General features: G+C 46.9%; 21 protein-coding genes. 8 read left to right on the top strand and 13 right to left on the bottom strand.

Annotation, left to right across the window (positions count from 1 at the left end; genetic code table 11):
• Positions 1-75: 75 nt before the first annotated feature.
• A complete protein-coding gene (ettA, locus tag EOO50_RS01920) occupies positions 76-1,770 on the bottom strand; it encodes an energy-dependent translational throttle protein EttA (RefSeq protein WP_290837349.1) in 1,695 nt (564 codons plus the stop codon).
• A 311-nt stretch (positions 1,771-2,081) separates the two neighbouring features.
• Between ettA and EOO50_RS01915 the strand changes: the two genes are divergently transcribed.
• The gene (locus EOO50_RS01915; RefSeq protein ID WP_290837347.1) at positions 2,082-3,056 is read left to right on the top strand and encodes a hypothetical protein; all 975 of its coding nucleotides are present in this window, start codon (positions 2,082-2,084) and stop codon (positions 3,054-3,056) included.
• Positions 3,057-3,058: 2 nt separating this feature from the next.
• Here the strand turns inward: EOO50_RS01915 and EOO50_RS01910 are convergent, their stop codons facing one another.
• From EOO50_RS01910 to EOO50_RS01895, 4 genes are all read right to left on the bottom strand, one after another.
• The gene (locus tag EOO50_RS01910) at positions 3,059-3,241 is read right to left on the bottom strand and encodes a CAL67264 family membrane protein (protein ID WP_290837345.1); all 183 of its coding nucleotides are present in this window, start codon (positions 3,239-3,241) and stop codon (positions 3,059-3,061) included.
• 66 nt (positions 3,242-3,307) lie between these two features.
• The gene (locus tag EOO50_RS01905) at positions 3,308-3,682 is read right to left on the bottom strand and encodes a DUF1801 domain-containing protein (RefSeq protein ID WP_290837342.1); all 375 of its coding nucleotides are present in this window, start codon (positions 3,680-3,682) and stop codon (positions 3,308-3,310) included.
• A 35-nt stretch (positions 3,683-3,717) separates the two neighbouring features.
• The gene (locus tag EOO50_RS01900; RefSeq protein ID WP_290837341.1) at positions 3,718-6,867 is read right to left on the bottom strand and encodes a PAS domain-containing protein; all 3,150 of its coding nucleotides are present in this window, start codon (positions 6,865-6,867) and stop codon (positions 3,718-3,720) included.
• A gap of 54 nt (positions 6,868-6,921) precedes the next feature.
• Positions 6,922-7,143 (bottom strand): hypothetical protein, encoded by a 222-nt coding sequence (locus EOO50_RS01895; protein ID WP_290837339.1) that lies wholly within the window; start codon positions 7,141-7,143, stop codon positions 6,922-6,924.
• A gap of 106 nt (positions 7,144-7,249) precedes the next feature.
• Between EOO50_RS01895 and EOO50_RS01890 the strand changes: the two genes are divergently transcribed.
• Positions 7,250-7,444, top strand: coding sequence for a DUF3185 family protein (locus EOO50_RS01890; protein ID WP_290837337.1), 195 nt, complete (start codon positions 7,250-7,252; stop codon positions 7,442-7,444).
• A 476-nt stretch (positions 7,445-7,920) separates the two neighbouring features.
• Here EOO50_RS01890 and holA read toward each other — a convergent pair whose 3' ends face one another.
• From holA to EOO50_RS01855, 7 genes are all read right to left on the bottom strand, one after another.
• Entirely contained in the window at positions 7,921-8,916 is a 996-nt protein-coding gene (gene holA / locus EOO50_RS01885; RefSeq protein ID WP_290837335.1) for a DNA polymerase III subunit delta, read from the bottom strand.
• Between the two features lie 483 nt (positions 8,917-9,399).
• Positions 9,400-10,110 (bottom strand): hypothetical protein, encoded by a 711-nt coding sequence (locus EOO50_RS01880; RefSeq protein WP_290837333.1) that lies wholly within the window; start codon positions 10,108-10,110, stop codon positions 9,400-9,402.
• 143 nt (positions 10,111-10,253) lie between these two features.
• Positions 10,254-10,934, bottom strand: a complete 681-nt coding sequence (locus EOO50_RS01875; RefSeq protein WP_290837331.1) for a hypothetical protein — start codon at positions 10,932-10,934, stop codon at positions 10,254-10,256.
• The gene (locus EOO50_RS01870) at positions 10,934-11,569 is read right to left on the bottom strand and encodes a hypothetical protein (RefSeq protein WP_290837329.1); all 636 of its coding nucleotides are present in this window, start codon (positions 11,567-11,569) and stop codon (positions 10,934-10,936) included. Before EOO50_RS01870 ends, EOO50_RS01875 begins: the two co-directional genes overlap by 1 nt.
• A gap of 28 nt (positions 11,570-11,597) precedes the next feature.
• Positions 11,598-12,248: a hypothetical protein gene (locus EOO50_RS01865; protein ID WP_290837327.1), complete on the bottom strand. Its 651-nt coding sequence runs from the start codon at positions 12,246-12,248 to the stop codon at positions 11,598-11,600.
• Positions 12,249-12,429: 181 nt separating this feature from the next.
• Positions 12,430-13,173 carry a LytTR family DNA-binding domain-containing protein gene (locus EOO50_RS01860; protein ID WP_290837325.1) on the bottom strand — a complete coding sequence of 248 codons (744 nt, stop codon included), beginning with the start codon at positions 13,171-13,173 and terminating at the stop codon, positions 12,430-12,432.
• A 3-nt stretch (positions 13,174-13,176) separates the two neighbouring features.
• Complete coding sequence (locus EOO50_RS01855; protein WP_290837323.1) at positions 13,177-16,122, bottom strand: histidine kinase; 2,946 nt, start codon at positions 16,120-16,122, stop codon at positions 13,177-13,179.
• A gap of 355 nt (positions 16,123-16,477) precedes the next feature.
• Here EOO50_RS01855 and EOO50_RS01850 point away from each other — a divergent pair, with 355 nt between their 5' ends.
• From EOO50_RS01850 to EOO50_RS01830, 5 genes are all read left to right on the top strand, one after another.
• Complete coding sequence (locus tag EOO50_RS01850) at positions 16,478-16,918, top strand: type I restriction enzyme HsdR N-terminal domain-containing protein (protein WP_290837321.1); 441 nt, start codon at positions 16,478-16,480, stop codon at positions 16,916-16,918.
• Entirely contained in the window at positions 16,915-17,964 is a 1,050-nt protein-coding gene (locus tag EOO50_RS01845; protein WP_290837319.1) for a MauE/DoxX family redox-associated membrane protein, read from the top strand. The genes EOO50_RS01850 and EOO50_RS01845 overlap by 4 nt, the downstream gene beginning before the upstream one ends.
• Positions 17,961-18,953: a glycosyltransferase family 2 protein gene (locus tag EOO50_RS01840; RefSeq protein WP_290837317.1), complete on the top strand. Its 993-nt coding sequence runs from the start codon at positions 17,961-17,963 to the stop codon at positions 18,951-18,953. The genes EOO50_RS01845 and EOO50_RS01840 overlap by 4 nt, the downstream gene beginning before the upstream one ends.
• Before the next feature lie 77 nt (positions 18,954-19,030).
• Positions 19,031-19,870, top strand: coding sequence for a flagellar motor protein MotB (locus EOO50_RS01835; RefSeq protein WP_290837315.1), 840 nt, complete (start codon positions 19,031-19,033; stop codon positions 19,868-19,870).
• A gap of 754 nt (positions 19,871-20,624) precedes the next feature.
• Complete coding sequence (locus tag EOO50_RS01830; RefSeq protein WP_290837313.1) at positions 20,625-21,803, top strand: hypothetical protein; 1,179 nt, start codon at positions 20,625-20,627, stop codon at positions 21,801-21,803.
• 199 nt (positions 21,804-22,002) lie between these two features.
• On the opposite strand, the gene ytxJ is transcribed toward EOO50_RS01830, so the two are convergent.
• Complete coding sequence (gene ytxJ, locus EOO50_RS01825; RefSeq protein WP_290837311.1) at positions 22,003-22,398, bottom strand: bacillithiol system redox-active protein YtxJ; 396 nt, start codon at positions 22,396-22,398, stop codon at positions 22,003-22,005.
• 151 nt (positions 22,399-22,549) lie between these two features.
• Between ytxJ and EOO50_RS01820 the strand changes: the two genes are divergently transcribed.
• Positions 22,550-23,514 (top strand): ATP-dependent Clp protease ATP-binding subunit (locus EOO50_RS01820; RefSeq protein ID WP_290837309.1); only part of this gene is annotated, 965 nt, incomplete at its 3' end.

Below are 23,514 nucleotides of genomic sequence, written 5' to 3'. Positions count from 1 at the left end.
ATTTGGTATGCCCAAATATACATTTATAATGCACAAATAAAAATCCCGGAGTAATTTCCGGGATTTCATTTTCAATTAGTTTCGAATCAACTTCCTGTATTTTATTCGTTTCGGGGTTAGGTCGCCGCCGAGACGTTTTTTCTTGTTCTCTTCGTAATCTGAGAAACTTCCTTCAAAAAAGTACACCTCGGAATTCCCTTCGAATGCTAGGATATGCGTACAAACCCTGTCCAGGAACCAGCGGTCGTGCGAGATTACCACGGCACAACCCGCAAAATTCTCCAAACCTTCCTCGAGCGCACGGAGCGTGTTGATGTCGAGGTCGTTCGTTGGTTCATCGAGAAGCAATACGTTGCCTTCTTCTTTTAGCGTCATCGCCAAATGCAGGCGGTTTCGCTCTCCACCTGAAAGCATCGAGACTTTTTTATTCTGGTCGGATCCGCCGAAGTTGAATCGGCTCAGATATGCGCGCGAATTCACTTGCCTGCCGCCCATCATGATCATTTCCTGTCCGTCGGCGAAATTTTCCCAGATCGATCTTTCAGGATCGATGTTCGAGTGCGATTGGTCGACGTACGCGATTTTCACGGTGTCGCCCACTTTGAATTCCCCGCCATCGGGCTGCAGTTCGTCCATGATCATTTTGAAGATCGTGGTCTTTCCGGCACCGTTCGGCCCGATTACTCCGACAATTCCCGCTTGCGGCAACGTGAAGTTCAAGTTGTCGTACAATAATTTTTCCCCGAAGGCTTTCGCGACTTTTTCGGCCTCGATCACGTTCGTTCCCAAACGCGGTCCGTTCGGGATATAGATCTCGAGTTTCTCGTCGAGTTCTTTCTGGTCTTCGTTCAAGAGTTTGTCGTAGTTCTGCAAACGCGCTTTCTGCTTGGTTTGGCGGCCTTTGGCTCCTTGTCGTACCCAATCCAATTCCCGTTCGAGAGTTTTTCGACGTTTCGAAGCGGTCTTCTCTTCCATTTCAAGACGCTTGGCTTTTTGGTCGAGCCACGACGAATAGTTCCCTTTCCACGGGATGCCTTCGCCGCGGTCGAGTTCCAAAATCCATCCGGCTACATTGTCGAGGAAATAACGGTCGTGCGTTACGGCGATGATCGTTCCGGGATATTGCTGTAAATGTTGTTCCAACCACAACACCGATTCGGCGTCCAAGTGGTTCGTCGGCTCATCGAGAAGCAAGACATCGGGCTGTTTGAGCAGCAATCGGCACAAGGCGACTCGGCGTTTTTCACCACCTGAAAGTACTGAAATCGGCGTATCGGGATCCGGAGTACGCAACGCATCCATCGCGACTTCTAGCTTGTTGTCGATTTCCCACGCGCCCAACGCATCGATCTTGTCCTGCAATTCGGCCTGGCGATCCATGAGTTTCTGCATCTTGTCGGCGTCCTCATAATTTTCGGGCAAACCGAACAGGTCGTTGATCTTATTGAATTCCTCGAGTACCGCCATCGTTTCGGAAACGCCTTCGCGCACGATTTCGATCACGGTTTTGGTTTCGTCGAGTTTCGGCTCCTGCTCCAGGTATCCGACCGTGTAACCCGGTGCGAAGACCAAATCGCCCTGAAAATTCTTGTCTTCTCCGGCGATGATCTTCAAAAGTGAGGATTTACCTGATCCGTTCAAACCGAGAATTCCGATTTTCGCGCCGTAAAAGAAACTTAAATAAATGTCCTTGAGGACTTGTTTGTTACTTGATGAATAGGTTTTGGAAACCTTTGACATCGAGAAAATGACTTTCTTATCGTCTGACATTCTACCTGTATTTATTGGTGTTTATTACTATTTAATCGGATTTTTGCGATAGGGTTGCGATAGTTTCTTATTTTCGCCTCTAACCGAATCGAACGATTACAAAGATAATCTTTAATCCAAATGTCGGGCAAGCCAATCACTTCGTTTTATATTTATTAACGCTGGTTTTGGACAAATGCTTATTTTCACCGACGAAACAAACAACACAACCGAATAACGAGGATTGTCGCGGTCAAGACTGTCGGCAATTTGGAAAACCGCGCATGGAAAATCAAAATCGGCTTAGAATCTTTATCGATCCTTGTTGCAATGTGAATTACGCATCCTATTATCTGGAAGGAATGCGCAGGCTTTATGGCAAGAATTCGATACGATTTACATCCAAATATTTTTCACAGTTCAAACACAATGGCCGTCATGTCGCGCTTATCGTGAAACAGGGCGAGCGGTCGGCTAAAATAATCATTGATTTCGGCGACGTTTCCGTAATCGATCAGAAAGGATACGAATGGTGCGACCATTACGCAAAAATCAACATTGATTTCGAAAGCCTCGCGCGTCATGACAAGTTGTTATCCATCGGCCCGAGTTTTGGAATTCGCGTGTTTTCATTCCCAGAAACGGTGGCGCTCAGTTTGCGCAATTACATCAAAGGCCGCAAACGCATCGAAAATGTGCGATATTTTTTCGCCGATTACAAAGCGCAACTCAAACGTCGTCGGGTCGAAGATTACCAAAACAACAAGAAATCAAATGACAGGATGGTATTTTTCGCCTCGTCTTTGTGGAAACTTGAACCCGAAACAAATTTGTTCAGGGCAAATTTCATCAACGCCGCGAAGAAAAACAACGAAATTGATTTCGTCGGCGGATTCTCCCCGCGCATACAAAATGACATTCCGGGATTCGAGCACCTTACGATGGCTGGCCGAATCGATTTCGACGAATATCTCGATCTGACGAAACGTTCGATTACGACATTCAGCACTCCGGCGGTAGGAAAATGCCATGGATGGAAAATCGGAGAATTTTTGGCGATGGGAAAAGCAGTCATTTCCACTCCGTTGACGCGCGAACTGCCCCAGCCGCTTTTGGACGGCGTCCATATTTTGTATACCGACGGTTCCGAGGAAAATATCGCGGGCCACCTGCGAGCGTTACAATCGTCGAAAGAATTAAGGGAAACGCTCGAAAAAAATGCGTTGGCTTACTTCAATGAAAATCTGCTTCCGGAAAAAGTCGTGGCCGCAATTTTTCAAAAAGCGTTGGGACCGACAATACAATAAAATTATACGCGTCCTTTCAGCGAACTGAAAACCCACGCGTTGGCGAAAAAGCCCAATCCGACGGCGCCGAATCCCCAGCCCGCAACATCATCATATCGGAAAATCCCAAGACCGACGAGCAGCAATCCCATGATGACCATGATCAGCGTCGCCCAGCCTAATATCGTATTTTTATTTGTCTTCATAGTTGCTGTTTCGACCGCAAATATCGTGAATTAAAACTGAAGGAAAAAGTGCACGGATTCACCGACCTATTTCGATTTTTTTTCAGCTTTCGCCATATTTTCGACAACGCGGTACTTTACTATTTTTTTGATGAGTTCGACAGGCATCGGCTCGCCGATCGGAAACTGGATAGAACCTTTGCCTGTTTTATATTTTGCGAGTTCTTTTTGAAATTCCGCATTTCCCGAGGGCAAGGCATAAAAACCGATGTGATTCTTGAATGCGGCAAAATACACGAGATTCCCGTGCAGTTCGAACGCCGGCATTTTATAACTTATTTTCTCTTTCGCTTTTGGCGCCGCTTCGTGAACGGCTTGCCTGACCTGCGCCAATATTTTCCGGACATCGCTTGGAAAACCTTCGATGTATTCGTCTATGTTTTTAAATTCGGAAGCATTCATAAACAGCTGTTTTACAAACCATAAAAACAAGAAATCTAAAGTTGTTTCACAGGCAGGATCACGACGAACTCCGCTCCTTTCCCTTCATGTCCGACGGCGTAGATCAATCCTTTGTGATTCTCGGCTATCTTTCGGCACATCGCCAGTCCGATTCCGGTTCCTTCGTATTGCATCTTACCGTGAAGGCGTTGGAAAATCTGGAAAATCTTGTCGGCGTATTCCTGGGCGAAGCCGATACCGTTGTCGCAAAACCTGAGTTTCACGTAGCCGCTTCCATTCGTCGGCAATTTATGTATGGAAAGTTCCTCGTCGGTAAGCGTCGCACCTTTTATGATTATTCGCGGCGAGACATCGGGTTTGCTGTATTTGAGCGCGTTCGACACGAGATTGTTGAACAATTGGATCATCTGCAGCGGAATCGCCTCGATCACGGGAAGCCCGATGTGTTCGATGGTTCCGCCTTTTTCCTGTAGGATCAGGTCGAAATCGGCCACGGCTTCCTCGAACGCTTTTTCAAGGTCGACCTCTACGAATACGTCGTTCTTGCGCGACAATTGCGAATATCCCAAAATGTCGCGGATCAGATTCGTCATGCGCCCGACCGAATTGTTGATGCGTTCCATCTGGTTTCTCGCGCGATCGCTGACGTCGCCCAGACTGCTTTCAAGCATTTGCGTGAACAGGCTGATCTTGCGCAACGGTTCCTGCAAATCGTGGGACGCTATGTAGGCGAATTGTTCAAGTTCGGCGTTCGAGCGCTGCAAATGCTGGTTGGCCTCGGCGAGTTCGCGCGTGCGCATCGAAACGATTTCCTCGATCTTGCGTCGGGCGAGCGCTTGTTGCGTCACATCGGTCGCGACGACCATCACGCCTTCGACCTGGCCTGATAAATCGATCATCGGTTCGTAAATATATCGAATGTAAGCGTCTTCGATCTTGCCGTCGCGCAGCAAATGGAATTCCTGTTCGTCGCTTATATACGACAATCCTTCGCGCATGACGCGTTGTAAAACGGGCTGCAATCCTTCGTTTTCGAGTTCGGGCATCGCCTCGAATATGCTTTTGCCTTCTACCTCAGCTGCTTTTTTGCCGATGACTTCTTCCATCATTCGGTTCACGTTCTCGAAAACGAGTCCCTCGCCCCGAAGAATGCAAATGGCGACAGGCGCCTGCAGGATCATGTTTCTGAAATTACGCGCAGTTTCTTCGATCGCTTGCTTCGCATGAACCTCAGCCGTGACATCCACGGCCATGTGATGGATTCCGTAAACCGCGCCATCGGCATCGCGCAACGCTTTATACGTATAATTGAAATAGTAATCCTTGAGCCCGTCGCCCACGTCGAGCACCGCCTTTTCCTGAAGGCCGCTGTAGGTCTTGCCCGATTCGAAAACGTGTTGCAAAAATTGTTCGAAAGGCTGTCCTTGCAGTTCGGGAATCGCGTCGCGGAAGGTCTTACCGATCACCGATTTGTCTTTTCCCCAATATGAAATCATGAGGTCGTTCGCGTATTGTATCACAAGGTCGTTTCCGAGGTATAAGGCCGCGGCGACCGTCGATTCCTCAATCAGCGTCCGATAACGGTCCTCGCTTTCCTCGACTTTTTTCTTGGCGATGTTGAGATCGGTAACGTCGGCTGCCGTGTTCATGACGCCGTAAATCTTGCCGTCGCCGTCGATCAATGGCGTGAAACTGTAGTTGAAATAAAATGGTGTTTTTATGCCATCGACCACAAGTTCAATTCGTTGATTATTGGCATGATACGCTTCACCCGTATCGAAGACGCGTTCAAGGCTTTCATAGATTCCGGTTCCTGCAAGTTCCGGAAGGTTTTCGAAATACGTTTTCCCGACGATGTCCGGACCTTTTCCCCAAACGTCTATAATTGCCTGATTCGCCATCTCGACACGCATTTCACGGCCGATGTATATTCCGATCGGGAAAGGAGCACTTTGGATAAAGCTGCGTAAACGTTGCTCGCTTTCCTCAACTTCGACCCTTGTGCGGACGACGTTCGTGATGTCCTGGATTATACCTGATAAATAAATGTAATTTCCTTCCTCGGTCTGAAGTTGTCCGATAGATCGCAAATATTGATTCTTTCCGGTCTTGGCGTGCGGCACACGAAATGTTATATCGTGGTTTATTTTGCCTTTTGCCGTATTTCTAAACGTGTCGCTTACAAGGGCGATGTCGTCCGGATGCACTTTCTTGAAAAGTTCCGTCAAGGGAAGATTGAGTCTTTCAACTCCAAACCACTCCATGATTTGGTGTGAATAATTTACGACATTTTGTGTCAGGTCGATGTTGAAAACGCCCAGGTCACCGATCTCTACCGCCAATTCGAGCGCTTTTTCCTTCTCGGCGAGCGTGCGCATCGAATGGTGGCTTTGCGTAACGTCGTTCACCATTGCCATTACTCCCGCGGGACGCCTGTTGTCGAATTCGTAAAATGGCTGGAGGATGATATCGAGGAAATACTCGCGGGCTTCACCGTGATGGTTCAAAATGGCGCGCTTTTCCTTAGCTTCGAACGGTTTCCCTGTCGTATAGACGTCGCGTATGATTTCAGGAAAGCCTTGCTCTTTAATCTCGGGCATAACTTCCAATAGCGGTTTACCGACGATCGACGAGTCTTTACCCCAAAAATTGAGCGTAGCGTCGTTGGCGAGCGTGATGATCATATCGGGCCCTGAAAAAATGTGGATGGCGATCGACGACTGCCTGAAAATATTTCCGGCGAACTCAAGCGATTCGATTTTAAGATCTTTCTTTTCAGATAACACGGACTCGGTTTTATTCACGGCCGTGTGGATGATAAATGATATGTCTCCACTTTCGTCCAATATCGGCGTATGGATTACCGTCCAATACATCTCGTGAAAAATGCCGTTCGCGTCAGTCAGGTCATATCGCTGTATTTCGAGCTCGTTTACCTGTTTGGTTTCCATGCATTTGGCCAACGATTTCCGGATATCGCCTGAACTTATCGGTGCTTCAGGATTGTCGGGGAAATATTCGAACAAGCTGCTTCCGATTAATTTGCCCATGTCGGCACCGGCAAATTCGGCGAATTCCTTTGTCGCGGCAATGATCGTGAATTTTGGATCGTTGGGCAATAATAGTCCGCTCGCTCCCGGCATGGCGCTGAAAATAGTGCGATAATCTGTTGGTTGTTGTGGCAAGTAATTTTGTTTTATATGGTGTTCTAATTTATAAAAAATAGTCTTGGTTTCTGCTCACTTTTCGAATTTGTCGCGCACGTTCCGCGTGACGAAAGTGCTCAGGCCTTTGCCCGATTCGGCGAGTCGCTTCATTGATGTCACATTTTGCATTCCGGCCGATTCGTTAGAATACGTGTAAATTTTGTCGGAATCACGGAAACGCAATCTGATGAAATCGCGCCCGACTTCATAAGCCAGCACGCCTGAATCACCTTTCTTATTCGCATAGACTTTCACGATCGAAATTTACGAAGCGTTGCATCGCACAATATTATAAGTATTCCCAAAATGTTTATAACATAAACGGTTGTGAATTGTCGCAACTTGCCAAAAAAATAAAATCATGGACAAGAAAATTTTTGGCATCGTACTACTCGTCATCGGGATCGGACTCATCATCTACGGATTGAACCACATGGAATCGACCGAATCTGAAATCAAGGATTTCTTCGGGAAAGAAGACACGACCGGAATGTTCGCGACTGGAATTGGAGCGCTGTTGGTTGTTGCGGGCGGGGTTGTTAGTTTGAGGAAGTGATTTTTTATTTGAAACTTGCCTTCCGTGGTTGAATTGGTTTTGTTGATTTGTTGATTTGTTGATTTGAATGCGTGTCTTCCGTGGTTGAATTGGTTTTGTTGATGCGTTGATTTGTTGATTTGTTGATTTGGATACTTGCCTTCCGTGGTTGATTTGGTTTTGTTGATGCGTTGATTTGTTGATTTGTTGATTTGAATGCTTGTCTTCCGGAGAGGAATATTCTTCGGTTCGGGCTAGAAACGACGCGATTGGCATAAAAGATTTAGTGTTTGGTCGAAACCAACTCGATCAACATACTAGATTGTCGACTCGATTATTACGTATAACGCGAACATTTGTTCTTTAAGGCGATGAAATTTTGGTTCGACTAAAAAAACTAAGATGACTTAACACCTGAAAACATTCACTTGTCCATCAAATCCGTGACGTCATCTCAACCAAAAATCAATTCGCTAATCCGCTAATTTTCTAATTTTCTAATTAAAAATCCCAACCAACATCTCCTTCAACAAATCATCCTGCCCGATATTCGCGCCGACGCCTTTGCTTTTCACGTCGATTGAACGCAGTGAATTAACGATTGCGCTCACTTTTTTCATCGGATAATTCTTAGCGGCGGTCTCGTAATCCTTTATGAAGTACGGATTGACTTTGAGCACTGAGGGTGCGCTTTTTTTGTCTTTGAGGCCGTGATATTGCAACAACTGAGAGAAGAACGCGAAGACCAGACTTGTCGTCACGACCATAGGGTTGTCCTTTGGGTTGTCGGCGAAATACTTGGCGATCTGGAACGCTTTGAAACGGTTGTTTTCACCTATCGCTTTCCTGAGTTCGAACACGTTGAAGTCTTTGCTGAATCCAATGTTGTCCTCGATGTGTTTGGTGTTGATCGTAGTTCCTTTGGGCAACACGATCGCGAGTTTGTCGAGCTCGTTGCTGATTTTGCTCAGATCGGTACCGAGGAATTCGGCCAGCATCGCCGCAGCCTTTGGTTCGATTCCGAAACTTTTCCCCTTGAGGACGCGTTCGATCCACGATGAAATTTGGTAATCCTTCAATTTCGAGCTTTCGAAAAGCACGCCGTTCTTGTCGGCATTTTTCGTGACTTTCTTGCGTTTGTCTAAGGTTTTGTATTTGTAGCAGAACACAAGAACCGTTGTCGGCGTCGGATTGTCGGCGTAACTCTCGAGTTTTTCGATGGTCTTGTAGAGTTCCTGGGCTTCTTTTATGATCACGACCTGGCGTTCGGCCATCATCGGATATCGTTTCGCCGACGAGATGATGTCTTCCATCGAAACATCTCGCCCGTACAAAACCGTTTGGTTGAATCCTTTTTCCTCTTCTGACAGCACGTTAGCTTCGATATAATCGGAAATCCTGTCAATGTAGTACGGCTCCTCGCCCATCAGGAAATACAACGGCGCGATCTTGCCCGATTTGATGTCGTTTACGATTTTGACGGCTTCGTCCATAGTGGTTTTGATTGACGTCAAAAATAGGAATTCGGATGGCAATGCGCCAATTTATCGGGCGACAGTTATCAACGAATTTTGATGATTAGAAAATTAGAAAATTGGCTTTTCGGTAACCTGGACTTTCGCAGAAAACAACGCGTTCACGCAACGTAAACCACAATTGAAAAAAGCTCGTCCTTTTACCCCGACAATTATCTAATATAATTGACTAATTATCTAATATTGAAACATAATAAAAACCCCGGATTGCCACCACGCATCCGGGGTTTTGGCCTGCATTCACTCAATTTGCATTAACAACCTGCAGGCTTTTCTTAATTTGAAAATTAGAAAATTGGCTTTTCGGTAATCCGAACTATCGCGAAAAACAACTCGTTCACGAACCACCGAACTCAAAATTGTAAAAAGCAAGTTCTTTATCCCGACAATTATCTAATTGTCTAATCGTCTAATCGTCTAATCGTCTAATTGTCTAATTGTCTATTGATTGTCGAAATATTCATACGAATACACATAATTCACGCCGTACGTGCTGTATTGTGAACCGACGCGGTAATCCTCGTAATCATACGAGTTCGTGAACGAAAAGTTCGTGGCGTCGTTGGGATTTCCGGGCAAGTTTCGGCCGTTGAACGCATCTTTGGCCATGATGATGATGCCGTCGTAATACGCGATATATGTCGTCAGCTGATACGAATTTCCCGCGACGTCGCGCAATGGGCCTTTAAGCGCGTGCGAATTGAACGTATCGTAACCATAGACTTTCCCGCTTTCTGATAAAATATCGCCGTTTTCCTTAAGAACGAATTGGTTTCCAAGAATCTCATAACTCGCCGTCGCCGCGTTGTACGTGACTTCGTGATCGAGATTGCCTTCCGTATATTTCGACAATCGGCCGTCGTTGTCGTACTCGAACGTCAGATCGTCGCCGTTGAGTTTGCTGATCGCCGTGACCTGATCACGGTTGTTGTAGGAATACGTGAACGTGTCGTCGACATTGCCGGCCAGCACGATTTTGTCGATGCGATTCCTGGAATCATATGTGAAGTCGAGTTGCTCGTCGAGATCGTCGTAATTCGCATCGACGGTCACGTGTTTGAGCAATCGGCCTTGGAACGCGGTCGTTTCCTTGTCGTCGCTTCCGCATGAGAACGCCGCCAACGCCATTAATAGTAGGGATACAGTTTTCATCGTCGTGGTTTTGAACAAATCTACATCGCGAAAAATCATTGTCGTAACGCCGATAAACCAACTGCGGGATTGGCTTACTGAAATGCAAAAGCTCCGAAGACGTTTCTGCCCTCGGAGCCTAACAAAAAAACTAACCCAAAATTTCAGTTCGAATATTGGTACGTGATCGTGATGTCATTCCCGCCCGAAATGGTGGCCAGAGACGGATAATTTCCCGAATAGATATTGGCAACCGTAAGCGACGTATTCGGATCAGAGGAACTCGTGAGCGCCGTCAACGCTTTTTTGGAATAGAAAAACGGAGAACCTCCGTCGAGAATCGCCAGTACAAGAGCGTCATACCCTTTCACGTCGGCCATCGGGCCTTTTTTGGAATCGTCTCGCGAAAATGCAAGTGTGCCGAACGTCGCCAAATCCCCGTTTGAGGTGAGCGTGCAGCTTTGGCCTGAGATCGTGAAACCGGCGTCGGTATATGTAATGGCCGCGGTCTGTCCGTCAAAAGAATAGCTTGTGATGCGTTTTTTATTGTCGTACGTAAACGAAACCGTGCCTTCGAGATCGCCCGTGATGTCTACCGTGGACGGCTTGTTGCCACTCGCGTAATTGAACGTCATCGCATACGAAGTCGCGCCGACTCGATTGAGTTGTGACAACCGGCCTTTGTCGTCGTATTGGAAATTGTAGATGTTGTCATAGTTGACGTCGTCTGATTGCATGTTCATACTCAGGAGTTTTTTGGAACCCGAGCTGGAATCGTCGTCTCCGCACGACCACATGATGGCCAAAACGAGCATCGCGCCAATAATCATTTTTAGTGTCTTCATTAGTTCGAATAGGTGTAAGTTGCTGAGAAAGTGTCGACGGTCGATGTTTGCGGAAGCCCGTTATCGCCCGTCGTAATCGCGAATGAAAATTCAAGGCCTTGGTTAAATGCGGTCGAAAACGCCTTTTTTGAAGCGTACAGATATGTGTAATTATCGACGAATGACAATGCGAGCAAATTCAGGTGCCTGACGTTCGCAAACGGGCCTTTTGACGAAGAATACGTATACGTGACGGACTCGTATAGATTCCAATCGCCGTTGGGATTGAACGAATATGTGATGCCTTCGACGACATAGCTGTAATCGCCTGTTTGCGTAATATTCACGGCGACTCCGTCCTGATCGACCAATCCCGTCAATTTCCCGCTCGAATCATAAGAGAATTCGAGAAAGCTGTCCGAGCCCGTCAATCGTTCCACCTGGTTTTTATTCGTGTAGGTAAACGTCGTGGTTTCTCCGCCGGCTGTAAAGGTCGATATCCGGTTTTTTGTATCGTAGGTGAAGGCTCGCAGTTCAGTAACACCGTCGACTGAAAAATTAACGGTCGACGGTTTCAATGCCGACCCTGACGAATCGTCGTCGGAACAAGAGAACAGCGAAAATGCTGTCGCGAAAATGAAGATGATCTTTTTCATGGTTTTAGATTTAGGAGTTGTATGTTGATTATTGCTGCATATACGTGATCGCCATCGTCGCCACATCGACAAAGACATACGTCGATGGAAATCCGTCTTCATTGACGGTCGCTGTCGCCACGACGGCCTGTTCGCCAAGATTCGTGTAAGAAGTCGCTACTTTTTTGGAAGCATAGATCGGAGCCCAAGTGTCCATGAACGCCACGATTAACGGATCGAAGCTTCGCACATCGGCGAAAACGCCTTTGCCGCTTCCCCTTGCGATCTGGGATTGACCCACGGCGCTAAAGTCGTTGTTCGACGCATACGTATACGTCGTGCCATCTATCGCTAACGTGTTGTTCGACGTCCAAACGATTGGAATCACATCGCCGTCAACGCCCGTCGCGCTTGACAATTTATTGTTTGACCCGTACGTGAAGGTCGCCGATCCTTGTGCCGATGTGATCACATTGAACCGACTTTTGTTGTCGTACCCGATCGCGTACGTAACGCCATAAACCGTCGCCGAGGTAAGCCTGCCCGTTTCGTCGTATGAAAACGAACGCGTTTCGGTCTCGTCGTCGATATTGGTCGTAATCGCAATTGAAGTCGGAAGCGTTTTGATGCCAGACGAACTGTCGTCGCCCGAACACGACCACAAAACCATTGTGATCGCGAGTAAAAAGAATTTCTTCATGATTTGCTGTGTTAGTTAATACACGGCAATAATAGTTGACACGTGCGGTTTTTTGAAACGCCGATAAAGCAAATGCGGAGACCAATAAAGGAAATGCGTCGCCCATAGAGATTCGCCGGGTTCCGACCATAAAAAAAGGCCCGGCGTAAACCGAACCTTATTGCAAACAGATTTTTGATCATCAATCCGTATAGGTGTAGATAACTGTCGCGCCATCGACAGTTGCCGAAGCCGGAAGCCCTTTTTCACCATTAACGTAAGCATAGGGATAATTTTCACTCCCTGAGGTGGCGCTCACCGCACGTTTTTTCACCACGTGCGACTTGTGTGGTCGGAAAAACAGCGAATTCCCTTTGAGCACGTCCTCGAAGATCGCGAGGTTCTTGCTCACCAAATGTTTTACGCCGTCGTTCATGATGATATACGTGTAACAGCCGCTCGCCTCGAGATACATGATGTCGTCGACCTTCACGAAATGCAAACCTTCCTGGGTCGAAAGCGCGAGCGTGTCCTGGATTTTCCCCGACGAGAACTGGCTGACCTGCTGCAACTGCTCGTGCGTCGTAAACAATTCGTTGTTCACGAACTTGTCGAGCGCTTCGCGCAATTCGTCCTTGTCGACGGGTTTCATGAGGTAATCGAGCGCATTCACGCGCAACGCCTTTATCGCATATTGGTTATAGGCGGTCGTGAAGATAACCTTGAAATTGATGTCGGCGAATTGTTCCAGGACTTCGAAACCGTTCATGAACGGCATTTCGATGTCGAGGAAAACCAAGTCGGGTTTGTGCTTCTCGATGAGTTCCTTGGCTTCGGTACTTTTTTGGGTCGTGGCGAGAATCTCAACATCGTCGAATTTTTCGATCATGTGTTGCAGCGTCACGATCGCGTGCTTTTCATCGTCAATCAAAATTACTTTTATCATGGCTTACATTTTTATGGTCAATATCACGGCCGTTCCTTTGGGTTGGCCTTTTTCATCTTTGAGATCTATGATTTCGATCGCGTTTTCAGGATGCAGCATCGCGAGTCTTTCGGTCGTGATTTCGACGCCGTAGGACTTATGCGACGTTTGGTTCTTCTTGAGCAATCCTGCTTTTTCACGCCCGATGCCGTCGTCTTCGATGCGCACCGTGAATTTGTCATCGGAAATCAGTTCGGCCGAAATCAACAAATTTCCGGGTTCCGACTTGTGCAGCAATCCGTGCCAGATCGCATTCTCGACGAACGGTTGGATAACGAGCGGCGGAATTTTTACGAGCGGATTTCCCTTGATTTCCTTGTCGATCTTAATCGTATAATCGAACGACTGTTCCAGACGCATCGACTCGAGTTCCATATAGAATTTGAGCGCCTGCAGTTCGTTCTCGAGCGGAATCAGTTCTTCCTTCGAGTATTCGAGAATGTTGCGCATCAACTTGGAGAATGTCGTCAGGTAATCGCTCGCGGCCTCGGTCTGGTTCTGTATGATGTAACTGTTGATGGAATTCAGCGTGTTGAACATGAAATGCGGGTTCATTTGGGCGCGCAACGTCGTCATTTCGGCCTCTCGGATCTTTTGCAGGTAACGCGCTTCCTTGCGTTGCCGGTTCAGAAAATACGAATAAACCGCCGTGATGCAAAGCAACATGAGCGCGACGCAAAGCACATAAAACAAAGGCGATCGGTAAAAAGGCGGATGTGCGATCATCGTGAGCTCAAGTGTTTCACTTTGCCAATCGCCGAGCCCATTTCCTTTCTGGATGAGCAGCTCGTACGTTCCGGGCGAGATGTGGTTCAGCGAAACTTCGGGCGTGTTGCCCAATTCGTTCCAGCGGTTTTCGTCGTCGAATCTGTACCGATAGAAAACCTTGTTCCGATCGGAAAACGACAAATCCGAGAACGCGATCGTCGCATCGCTTTCGTCCTTATTTAATTCGATCACGCCCGATTCCTGATCGCGCATTTTACCATCGACGACCACGCTGCTAAGCCGCAGCCCGCGTTTGTTTTGTGGCTCTAGTAGTTTTTGGAGATTTACCGCCGCGTAGCCGCTTTCAGTTCCGACCGCGATTTTACCGTCATTCCGTTTCAAAAAACCGTAGATCAGATCGTCCGATGGGAGCCCGTCGGCCTGAGAAAGCCGCAACACCTGATCGCGTTTCTTGTTGTAGACATGCAAGCCGTCGCCCGTCGCGAACACGATGTTTCCGCGCTCGTCGCTTGCGATTCCCTCAAAATGCCCGTCTGAAATCGGATACGTATTGACATCGACTTTCTTGAGAAGATTTCCGTTTGGTGCGACGATCGCAAAACCGCCGTAACCTGAAAAAAGCAGGTTGTGATCGTCGTCTTCGGCAATGCGATTCACGTAATCGCCGAAAAATTTGTCACGGTTCCTATTCAGCGGCAGATCGGAAATTTCGACGAATGCGTTCTTCTTCGGGTCGAAAATGTCGATTCCGTATGTGCTCGGCGCCCAGCCGCACATCCAGATTTTGCCGTCGGACGCTTCGAACAGATCGTTCCATGTATTTTTTGTCCAGAAATCGGGCTTGTTTGAAAGCGGTGTAAGCTTTTGGAGTTCCGGCCACGAATATCTTTGGACAGGCGCATTTTCGCACAGCAGCCACAGCTCGTTTTTTTTGGTCAGCAATGCTTTTTTAATCGCGGCATCGGGAGAGGATTCGAGGTTTAGTTTCTCTATTCTGTCCGACATGATCCGATACACGCCTTTGTCGGTCGCGACTAAAACGACATTTCCACAAGCGCCGATTGTTTTGGGACGGACGCCGGAAATATCATGGCTTTTCCAAATCCCGAACGTCGATTGCGACCATATCCCATATTTATTGTCGAGCAACCACGTCGTGTTTTGGGCATCCTGCGCCATTGAAATCACGACCTTGTTTGAAATTTGTGTCGGTAATCTGTAATTCAAAACCGCGTCGACGGGAGAAAGCCTGACGAGGCCTTTGTTCGTGGAAACCCATAGAATTTCGGCGTTCGCGTCGGCTAAAACGTGGTTGATCTGGCTTTTTTGGGGAACGTAGAATGAAACAGCCGTCGTGCCCAATTCGTAGATCTTGTTGCGCGAATACGCGATCGGCGCGCGTCCCGGAAGTCGTGCGAACCCGATAGCACGTTCGTCGGTCGTGCATTGAAATTCAAGGTTTCCGGTTGTCGGATCCAGCTTGAAAATGCGGTTGTCGTTGGTCGCAACGAGGATTCGGTTCTTGGACAATCGAATCGAAGCCGCGCACGAAAGGCTCGCGATTGCGGGATTCGCATGTTTCCTCAACGCATTCGATTTCTCGTCCCATACGAAAACGCCCGATGAGGTGAACGCCCAGATTGAACCGCGCGTCGTTTCTATGAGCTGCACCTTGAGGTTTTCGGCTTTTTGGTTTCCGATCGGGAAAGCGGTCAATTTTTTCTTGTCGGACGAAAAATATTTTACGCCTGAAAAATCGCTGCACCAGATCCTGTCGCGCGAGTCGAGGAAAATGTTCTCGAAATGGTCGTTGTTCGGATTTTCGTCCTCATAGCGGTTTTTCTGTATGACCGACGGTTCTGCGTGAATGTTTCCGACAGATGCCAAGCCGAAAGCGGGATTGTGGAAATAGAAGTCGCCTTTGCATTGAAAAACATCGGTAATCCCCGATTTGACCGATTTGCTCTCAATGAAGCGATAACCGTCGTAACGCGAAAGCCCTTTTGCCGTGGCGACGAACAGGAAACCGTTCACATCAGTTTGGGTCTTGAGCACGATATCGCTCGGCAATCCTTGGTAAGAACGGATCAACTCGTCGTGCCAGACTTTCTGCGCACGCGCGGGCACGAGCCAAATCAGCAGCGAGAACACAAAAAGACGTTGAAGATAAAAGGTATCCATTCGAGTAAGACGAGCAGTAAACCTACACATTGTCGTTTTAAATGTACGAATTAAATAAACCAACTGTGGTTTCGGGCAATCCTGCGGCGGAACGGACACAAATAAAAAACTCTCCGACGAGGCCGGAGAGTCAAAACGACTGTAAAAGATACCACACAATTACAGCCGTGTGCGACAAATGTAACAGTTAGGCATCTACTAAAAAATCCCTATTATTAGGTATATTTAAAGTTGGGTTTTTGCGCTTTTGGTCAAATTTGCAGTATAAAAATCTTGAATATAATATAAAATACACCAGTTGCGGATTTGAACATACCAACGACAAGTTTGCCCTGAAATTTCGTTTCTTTGCGCCATGCAATCCTTGAATTTTAACGCTTATGATTTTCGGTTTAAAAACACCGATGGAAAAGTTTCGATATTCTGCGAGACGAGGCGCAAATTCGTGGTTTGTACGCCCGAAGAATGGGTTCGGCAACACGTCGTCCAATTTCTACTGCACGATAGGAAATACCCGAAATCACTCGTAAACGTCGAGAAGCTGTTGAAAATAAACGGATTGACGAAGCGGTACGACGCCGTGGTTTTCAATTCGGATGGATCGATCTTCCTGCTCGTGGAATGCAAAGCGCCCGAAATTAAGATCGACCAGACCACGTTCGATCAGATCGCTCGTTATAATTTATCGATGCGCTCGCAATACCTGATGGTCACCAACGGCCGCAATCACTATTTTTGCAGCATGGATTATGAAAACGAACGCTATGTTTTCCTTCCTGAAATCCCTTCGAGATGAACCAAAAGACGACAGAGAACTACTTGATCATCGCGCGTTATTTTACGGCGGTCTGTATCTTGGTTACGCTGTTCATCTCGTACAGGCTTTGGTTGCCCGACGAAAGTTTCCCTTTGATTCCCGCGATTGACGCGTTGCCCGTCCTGCCTGCGTCGATTTCAAAAATCGCGTTGGTCTTGCTCGCATTCTCGCTTTTGCCGTTCAGTTTCAAACCGGATATGTTGTTGTTCGTGGCCATCGCGTGTCTGTTCGGCGTGCTCATCCAAACCGATATCAACCGGTTGCAGCCGACGTATTATATTTTCCTGCTGATATTGCTTTGCCAGGTGAGCAGGAAACATCCGCAGACGCTTATGATATTGCTTTTCGCGGGCATTTACTTTTGGAGCGGAACGCACAAATTCAACGCGTATTTCCTCGAAAAATGGCTCGGCGGACTGGACAAACGCATTCCGTTCGTGCCGCGCGAATTTCGGATCGCCTTCACGTACGCGGTTCCGTTTATAGAAGCCGCAGCAGGTTTGATGTTGCTTCGGCTCAAAACGCGACGGTTTGCAAGCATCGTGCTCGTCGTGATGCATTTGATCATCATCGCCACTCTGGTAAAGGAAACGGGCGGTTATAACGTGATTCCGTTGAATTTCTTGATGATTTCGATTTTACTGCTCGTGATTTATCGCTCCGATGTTTCGATTTTTTACGGATTCGATTTCAAGAAAGGAGCGATCTTAGCCACGGCCTGGTTGCTTCCGACGTTGAACTTGTTCGGATGGTACGATCATTTCCTGTCGTTCAGCATCATGTCGGGAAAACCGGTTTACGCGGCAATTTACTTCAATGACAAAAAAATCATCGAAAAGTTACCGACCGAAGCCAAGCCGTTCTTGCGCCAAAAAGACGGACAAGATTATATCCTGCTTTCAGAATGGGCCGGAACGAACAAAAAAATCATGATTTATCCTGAAAAGCGCGTGTATAAAAAACTTGAGAATTACCTTGTCGGAAATGACACCGATATGGTTTCCCTAATCGAATATCGCCCATGAAAACCGCAATAGTCATTTTGAACTGGAACGGGAAACGCCTGCTCGAGCAATTCCTGCCGTCGGTGATCGAACATTCGCAGGGCGCTGAGATTTGGCTTGCCGACAATGCGTCGTCCGACGATTCGGTGGCGTTTACGAGAACCGCATTCCCGTCGGTAAAAATCGTGCGAAACGCTACCAATCTTGGATTTGCGGGCGGTTATAACGAAGCGTTGAAAAACATTGAAGCTGACATTTATGTGCTCGTGAATTCGGATATCGAAGTCACGGAAAATTGGCTCGCTCCTATTCTTTCGACATTTGAAAACGAACCGAAAACGGCGATCATCCAGCCGAAAATCCGGGATTTCAAAAACCGGGAATATTTTGAATACGCGGGCGCCGCTGGAGGTTTTCTGGACAAGTACGGCTATCCGTTCTGCCGCGGACGATTGTTCGACACGCTTGAAAAAGACAACGGGCAATACGACGATGATCGTGAGATTTTATGGGCTTCGGGCGCCTGTTTCTTTATCCGAAAAAACGTGTTCGATTCGCTTGGTGGTTTTGACGCCGACTTTTTCGTGCATCAGGAGGAAATCGATTTGTGCTGGCGCGCATTCAATGAAGGCCATGTAATAAAATACGTTTCGGGTTCGACTGTATTCCATGTCGGTGGCGCGACATTGAACGAAGACAGCCCGAGGAAGGCGCATCTGAATTTCAGGAATTCGCTGCTCATGTTACTTAAGAACGTACCATCGAACCAATTATTCCAAGTGTTATTTGTAAGAATGTTACTCGATGGAGTCGCCGCGTTTCGGTTTTTGTTTCAAAGGAAGTTCCAACACTTTTGGGCTGTAGCGAAGGCGCATCTGATGTTTTATAAATTATTCAGGATAAATTATTTAAAGCGTAGATCCTTGCAAAAAACGAATTATTTTAAGTTAAAAAGCATCGTGAAGGCGTATTTCGTCGATGGCAAAAAGACTTTCGATTCTTTATTTTAACAATAGTTTATGCCTCGGCAAACCGTGTTAAAAAATCGAAAGGGCTAAATTTGTGTAAATGACAAAATAGAAAATTTATGAAAAAAGCCCTCATCGCATTGTCTGTCGTTGGCGTATTGATGACGTCATGTGGAACGAAGAAAAAGCTTGCGGAATGCGAAGCGAAAAATAAAGAAATTCAGGATTTGCTGAACACGGCGACCGTAAAACTCAACACATGCCTTTCAGAAAAAGAAGCGTTGAATACGCAAATCGAGTTCCTTAAAAAGAACAACTCCGATTTGATCAACAACGTGGGCAACATCACGACGCTTTCGTCAAAAGGTGCCGCAAATCTTGAAAAATCATTGGAAAGCCTCAAGGAAAAAGACTTGAAAATTACTCGTTTGCAAGATGCGCTAACGCGTAAAGACAGTGTAACGTTGGCTTTGGTCACGAGCTTGAAACGCGAAGTCGGGTTGAATGATCCTGACATTCAGGTGAATGTTGAGAAAGGTGTCGTCTTCATTTCGATTTCAGACAAATTACTTTTCAAATCCGGAAGTTACAATGTGAGCGACCGCGCGAAAGAAGTCTTGGCGAAAGTTGCGAAAGTCATCAACAGCAAGCCTGATTTTGAATGTATGGTCGAGGGTCACACTGACAACGTGCCGTACATCAGCAACGGAACTTTGCTTGACAATTGGGATTTGTCGGTTAAACGTTCGACTTCAATCATTCGCGTGTTGACGAAAGATTTGGGTGTTCCGGCTAAACAATTGATCGCAGCAGGACGTGGCGAGTACATTCCGTTGGTCGACAACAATACGGCCGAGAATCGCGCTACAAACCGCAGAACCAGGATCGTGATCTTGCCTAAGATCGACCAGTTCTACGACATGATCGAGAAAGAAATGAAAAACCAAAAAGGACAATAATAGCAGTTCAGCAGAAACCGCTTATGTTGCAAAACGTCCCGATTATGTCGGGACGTTTTTTTTTGTGGTGTTGTGAGAGTTTTCATTGGTAAAGGCTGAGACATGGTTGTTTTTTAGTTAACAAATATTGAGGGAAATGTGTAATGAGCTTTGAAAAATCTGGGATATATTTAACCCTTTAAGAGTTTGAAACTCTTAAAGGGTTGTACAAACAATTTTAAAAACATTACGTACAAAAACCACAACCAAGCGACCTCCTTGCTCCCATTTCACGACAAATCGTATTTCGCTGAAACGCCAGGCTTATGAAAATTTCTACTTTTTACATTCACGTTTTTGTAGCAATTACTTCCATCCCGGAACTTAACGTTCGACTTCAATACGCCGGGACAACGCGTTTGTTCGGTTGAGGCTGAATTTGGAGTAACGATATGCGCCTCCATTCCACGCGAATATATTTCATCAGGATTTCGACCGACTCAGGTTCCGTTTCAAGAAAACTCGTGAAGCAGTATTGAAATTTCGCCCCGGATGGCAGTGAAAAGCCTCGCGGCGCGAAAACCTATTGTTTGTCGCGGCAAGCGGGCGACCGACGGAAGCCCCGCGGGCCGCTTGCAAACAAAGGTTTTGTGCAAGAGCTTGCAACGGACAGCCGGAAAAGGCGCAAAAAAATAGATCGGTGCAACCAAATTCGAGCCTGAATCGTCAATCGGATAGACGGAATCTTTACTTTTACATCACCAAAACAAACAAAATGAAAAAAATTACTATACTGCTTTTCGTGCTTTGTCTCGCGTCCTGTGCGGTCAAGCAAACCAAGGAAATGCTGAGCAGCGGCGATTACGACAGCGCGATCGACAATGCGGTTTACGGACTCCGGAACAACAAGGACAAAAAGGGCAACCAGGATTTCGTGTACATTTTGGAGGAAGCCTATGCGAAGGCGCGCGAACGTGACTTGCGCGATATCGACATGCTCATGAAAGACGCGAGTCCGAGAAATCTCGAGCGCATTTTCAACACATATTTACAGCTCAACAACCGCCAGGAGAAGATCCGTCCGCTGTTGCCTTTAAAGCTTTTGAAGGAAAACCGCGAAGCGAAATTCGAATTCGGAAATTACAGCGACCAGATAAAAAGCAGCAAGGACGCGCTTTCGAAATATCTGTACGACAATACGAAGGCATTGCTCGCCACGAACGACAAGATGAATTTCAGACGAGCGTTCGACGATTTGAATTACCTGAACCAAATCACGCCGGGTTACAAGGATGTACCCGAACTCATCAATACGGCTAAGCGAAAAGGAAGCGATTACGTGAGCGTTTATACGAAGAACGAGACGAACATGATGATCCCGAAACGTCTCGAGAGCGATTTGCTCGACTTCAGCACATACGGATTGAACGACCAATGGACGATCTATCACAGCAACCGCCAACCCGGATATGATTATGATTACGGCGTGATCATCAATTTCAGGACGATCAATATTTCGCCCGAACAGGTCACCGAACGCCAATTCGTGCGCGAAAAGGAAATCAAGGTCGGCCGAAAAAAGAAAGTGGTCCGAAATCGCGTCGTGCTCGACAGTTTGGGTCGTCCGGTCTATGTCGATGTTTTCAAGACCGTAAAATGCTCTGTACGCGAATTCACGCAGCAAAAGGCGACGCAAGTCATCGCAAAAGTGGATTACATCGATTTTAAGACCAATCAATTACTGCAGACATTCCCCGTATCGAGCGAGTTCGTATTCGAGAACCGATACGCGACGTACCGCGGCGACAAACGCGCGATCGGGAATGATTATTTGCCGATGTTCAACCAGCGTGCGTTGCCGTTCCCGAACAACGAACAGATGGTTTTTGATACGGGCGAGGATTTGAAAGGGAAACTCAAGACGGTTATTACGAGGAATAAAATTAGAAGTTAGAAAGGCTTCATTTGGGAAACGCTACGCTGGGATTTATTTTCGATAAATTTCGTACGTAGATTTTTAAGCACATAAAAAATCCCGCTCTCATTCGAAGCGGGATTTTCCATATCCAGTATCAAATCTCCAGCGAAGCGTTTCTAAAGCGAAGCGTTTCCAGCATAACGTTTCCAGCGTAGCGTTTCCAGCATAGCGTTTCCTACTTCACCTTTTCCACCAAATCCCCAGCCGAAATATCCCCATGCGAACTATGGAAAACGGCCTTTCCGTTCCTGATCAATATCAATTGGGGCGATTCATGATAGACGTTGAATTTCTCGGCGATCGCATTCGAGATGTCGCGATGGTTCAGCAGATCAAGAAAATAGAATTTCGCGTCGGATTCAGGGATGTTATATTCTTTCTCAAAACCTTTGAGCGACATCTTGCTGATCCCGCAACGCGTACTGTGCTTGAAAATTACGACTGCAATGTTCTCCGACTCCTCAAGGATGTCTTCCAACTGTTTCAAACTTGTTAAATCGTTCCACGCCAATGCGTTTTGCCGCGTATCTTTATGATCGGAATCTCCGAACACTTTATTGAAAAAACTCATATCGTCAGGATTTAAGCCAATTTGTCATTTCGTTTTCATTCGGAACTGAATTTTTGTCAGAAAAACCGTATCGGAACAAAAGTTGACTAAAGGCGTTCGAACCAAAAGTAACCAATTTAATTCCGACACTTAGTTAAACAAAAACGAAAATATGAACATCAATAAATTTACCATCAAATCTCAGGAAGCGCTGCAGCAATCGCAACAGATCGCGCAGTCGCTGGGCCAGCAGCAGATCGAGAACGAACATCTGCTCAAGGCGATTTTCGAGGTCGACGAGAACGTCGCTCCTTTCCTGCTCAAAAAGCTCAACGTAAACTTGCCGTTGTTCCAGCAAATTCTGGACGCGACGATCCAAAATTTCCCAAAAGTCTCGGGAGGCGATCTGCAATTCTCACGCGAAGGCGCCAAGACATTGAACGAAGCAGAGATCATAGCCAAGAACATGAACGACGAATTCGTTTCGGTCGAACATTTGATTCTCGCCATTTTCAAGTCTTCGAGCAAAGTCGCACAGATCATGAAAGATCAGGGCGTAACTGAAAAAGGTCTTAAAGCTGCGATCGACGAACTTAGAAAAGGCGAACGCGTCACGTCACAATCGGCTGAAGAAACGTACAATTCGCTCAACAAATACGCGAAGAACCTCAATGAACTCGCGCGCAACGGCAAACTCGATCCCGTGATCGGGCGCGATGAGGAAATTCGGCGAGTGTTGCAAATCTTGACGCGTCGTACCAAAAACAACCCGATGCTCGTCGGAGAACCCGGCGTCGGGAAAACCGCGATTGCCGAAGGTTTGGCGCACCGGATCGTCGATGGAGACGTTCCCGAAAACTTAAAGGACAAAATCATTTATTCGCTCGACATGGGCGCTTTGATAGCCGGAGCAAAATACAAAGGCGAATTCGAGGAACGCCTGAAATCGGTCGTCAAGGAAGTCACGACGAGTGAAGGCGACATCGTTTTGTTCATCGACGAGATCCATACGTTGGTCGGGGCCGGCGGTGGCGAGGGCGCGATGGATGCGGCGAACATCCTGAAACCGGCGTTGGCGAGAGGTGAATTGCGTGCCATCGGAGCGACGACTTTGGACGAATACCAAAAATATTTCGA

Origin of the sequence: Flavobacterium sp. (assembly GCF_004211145.1) — a bacterium.
Lineage (GTDB): Bacteria > Bacteroidota > Bacteroidia > Flavobacteriales > Flavobacteriaceae > Flavobacterium.
The sequence above is the reverse complement of the archived record's forward strand: the minus strand, read 5'-3'. Positions and strand labels throughout refer to the sequence as shown.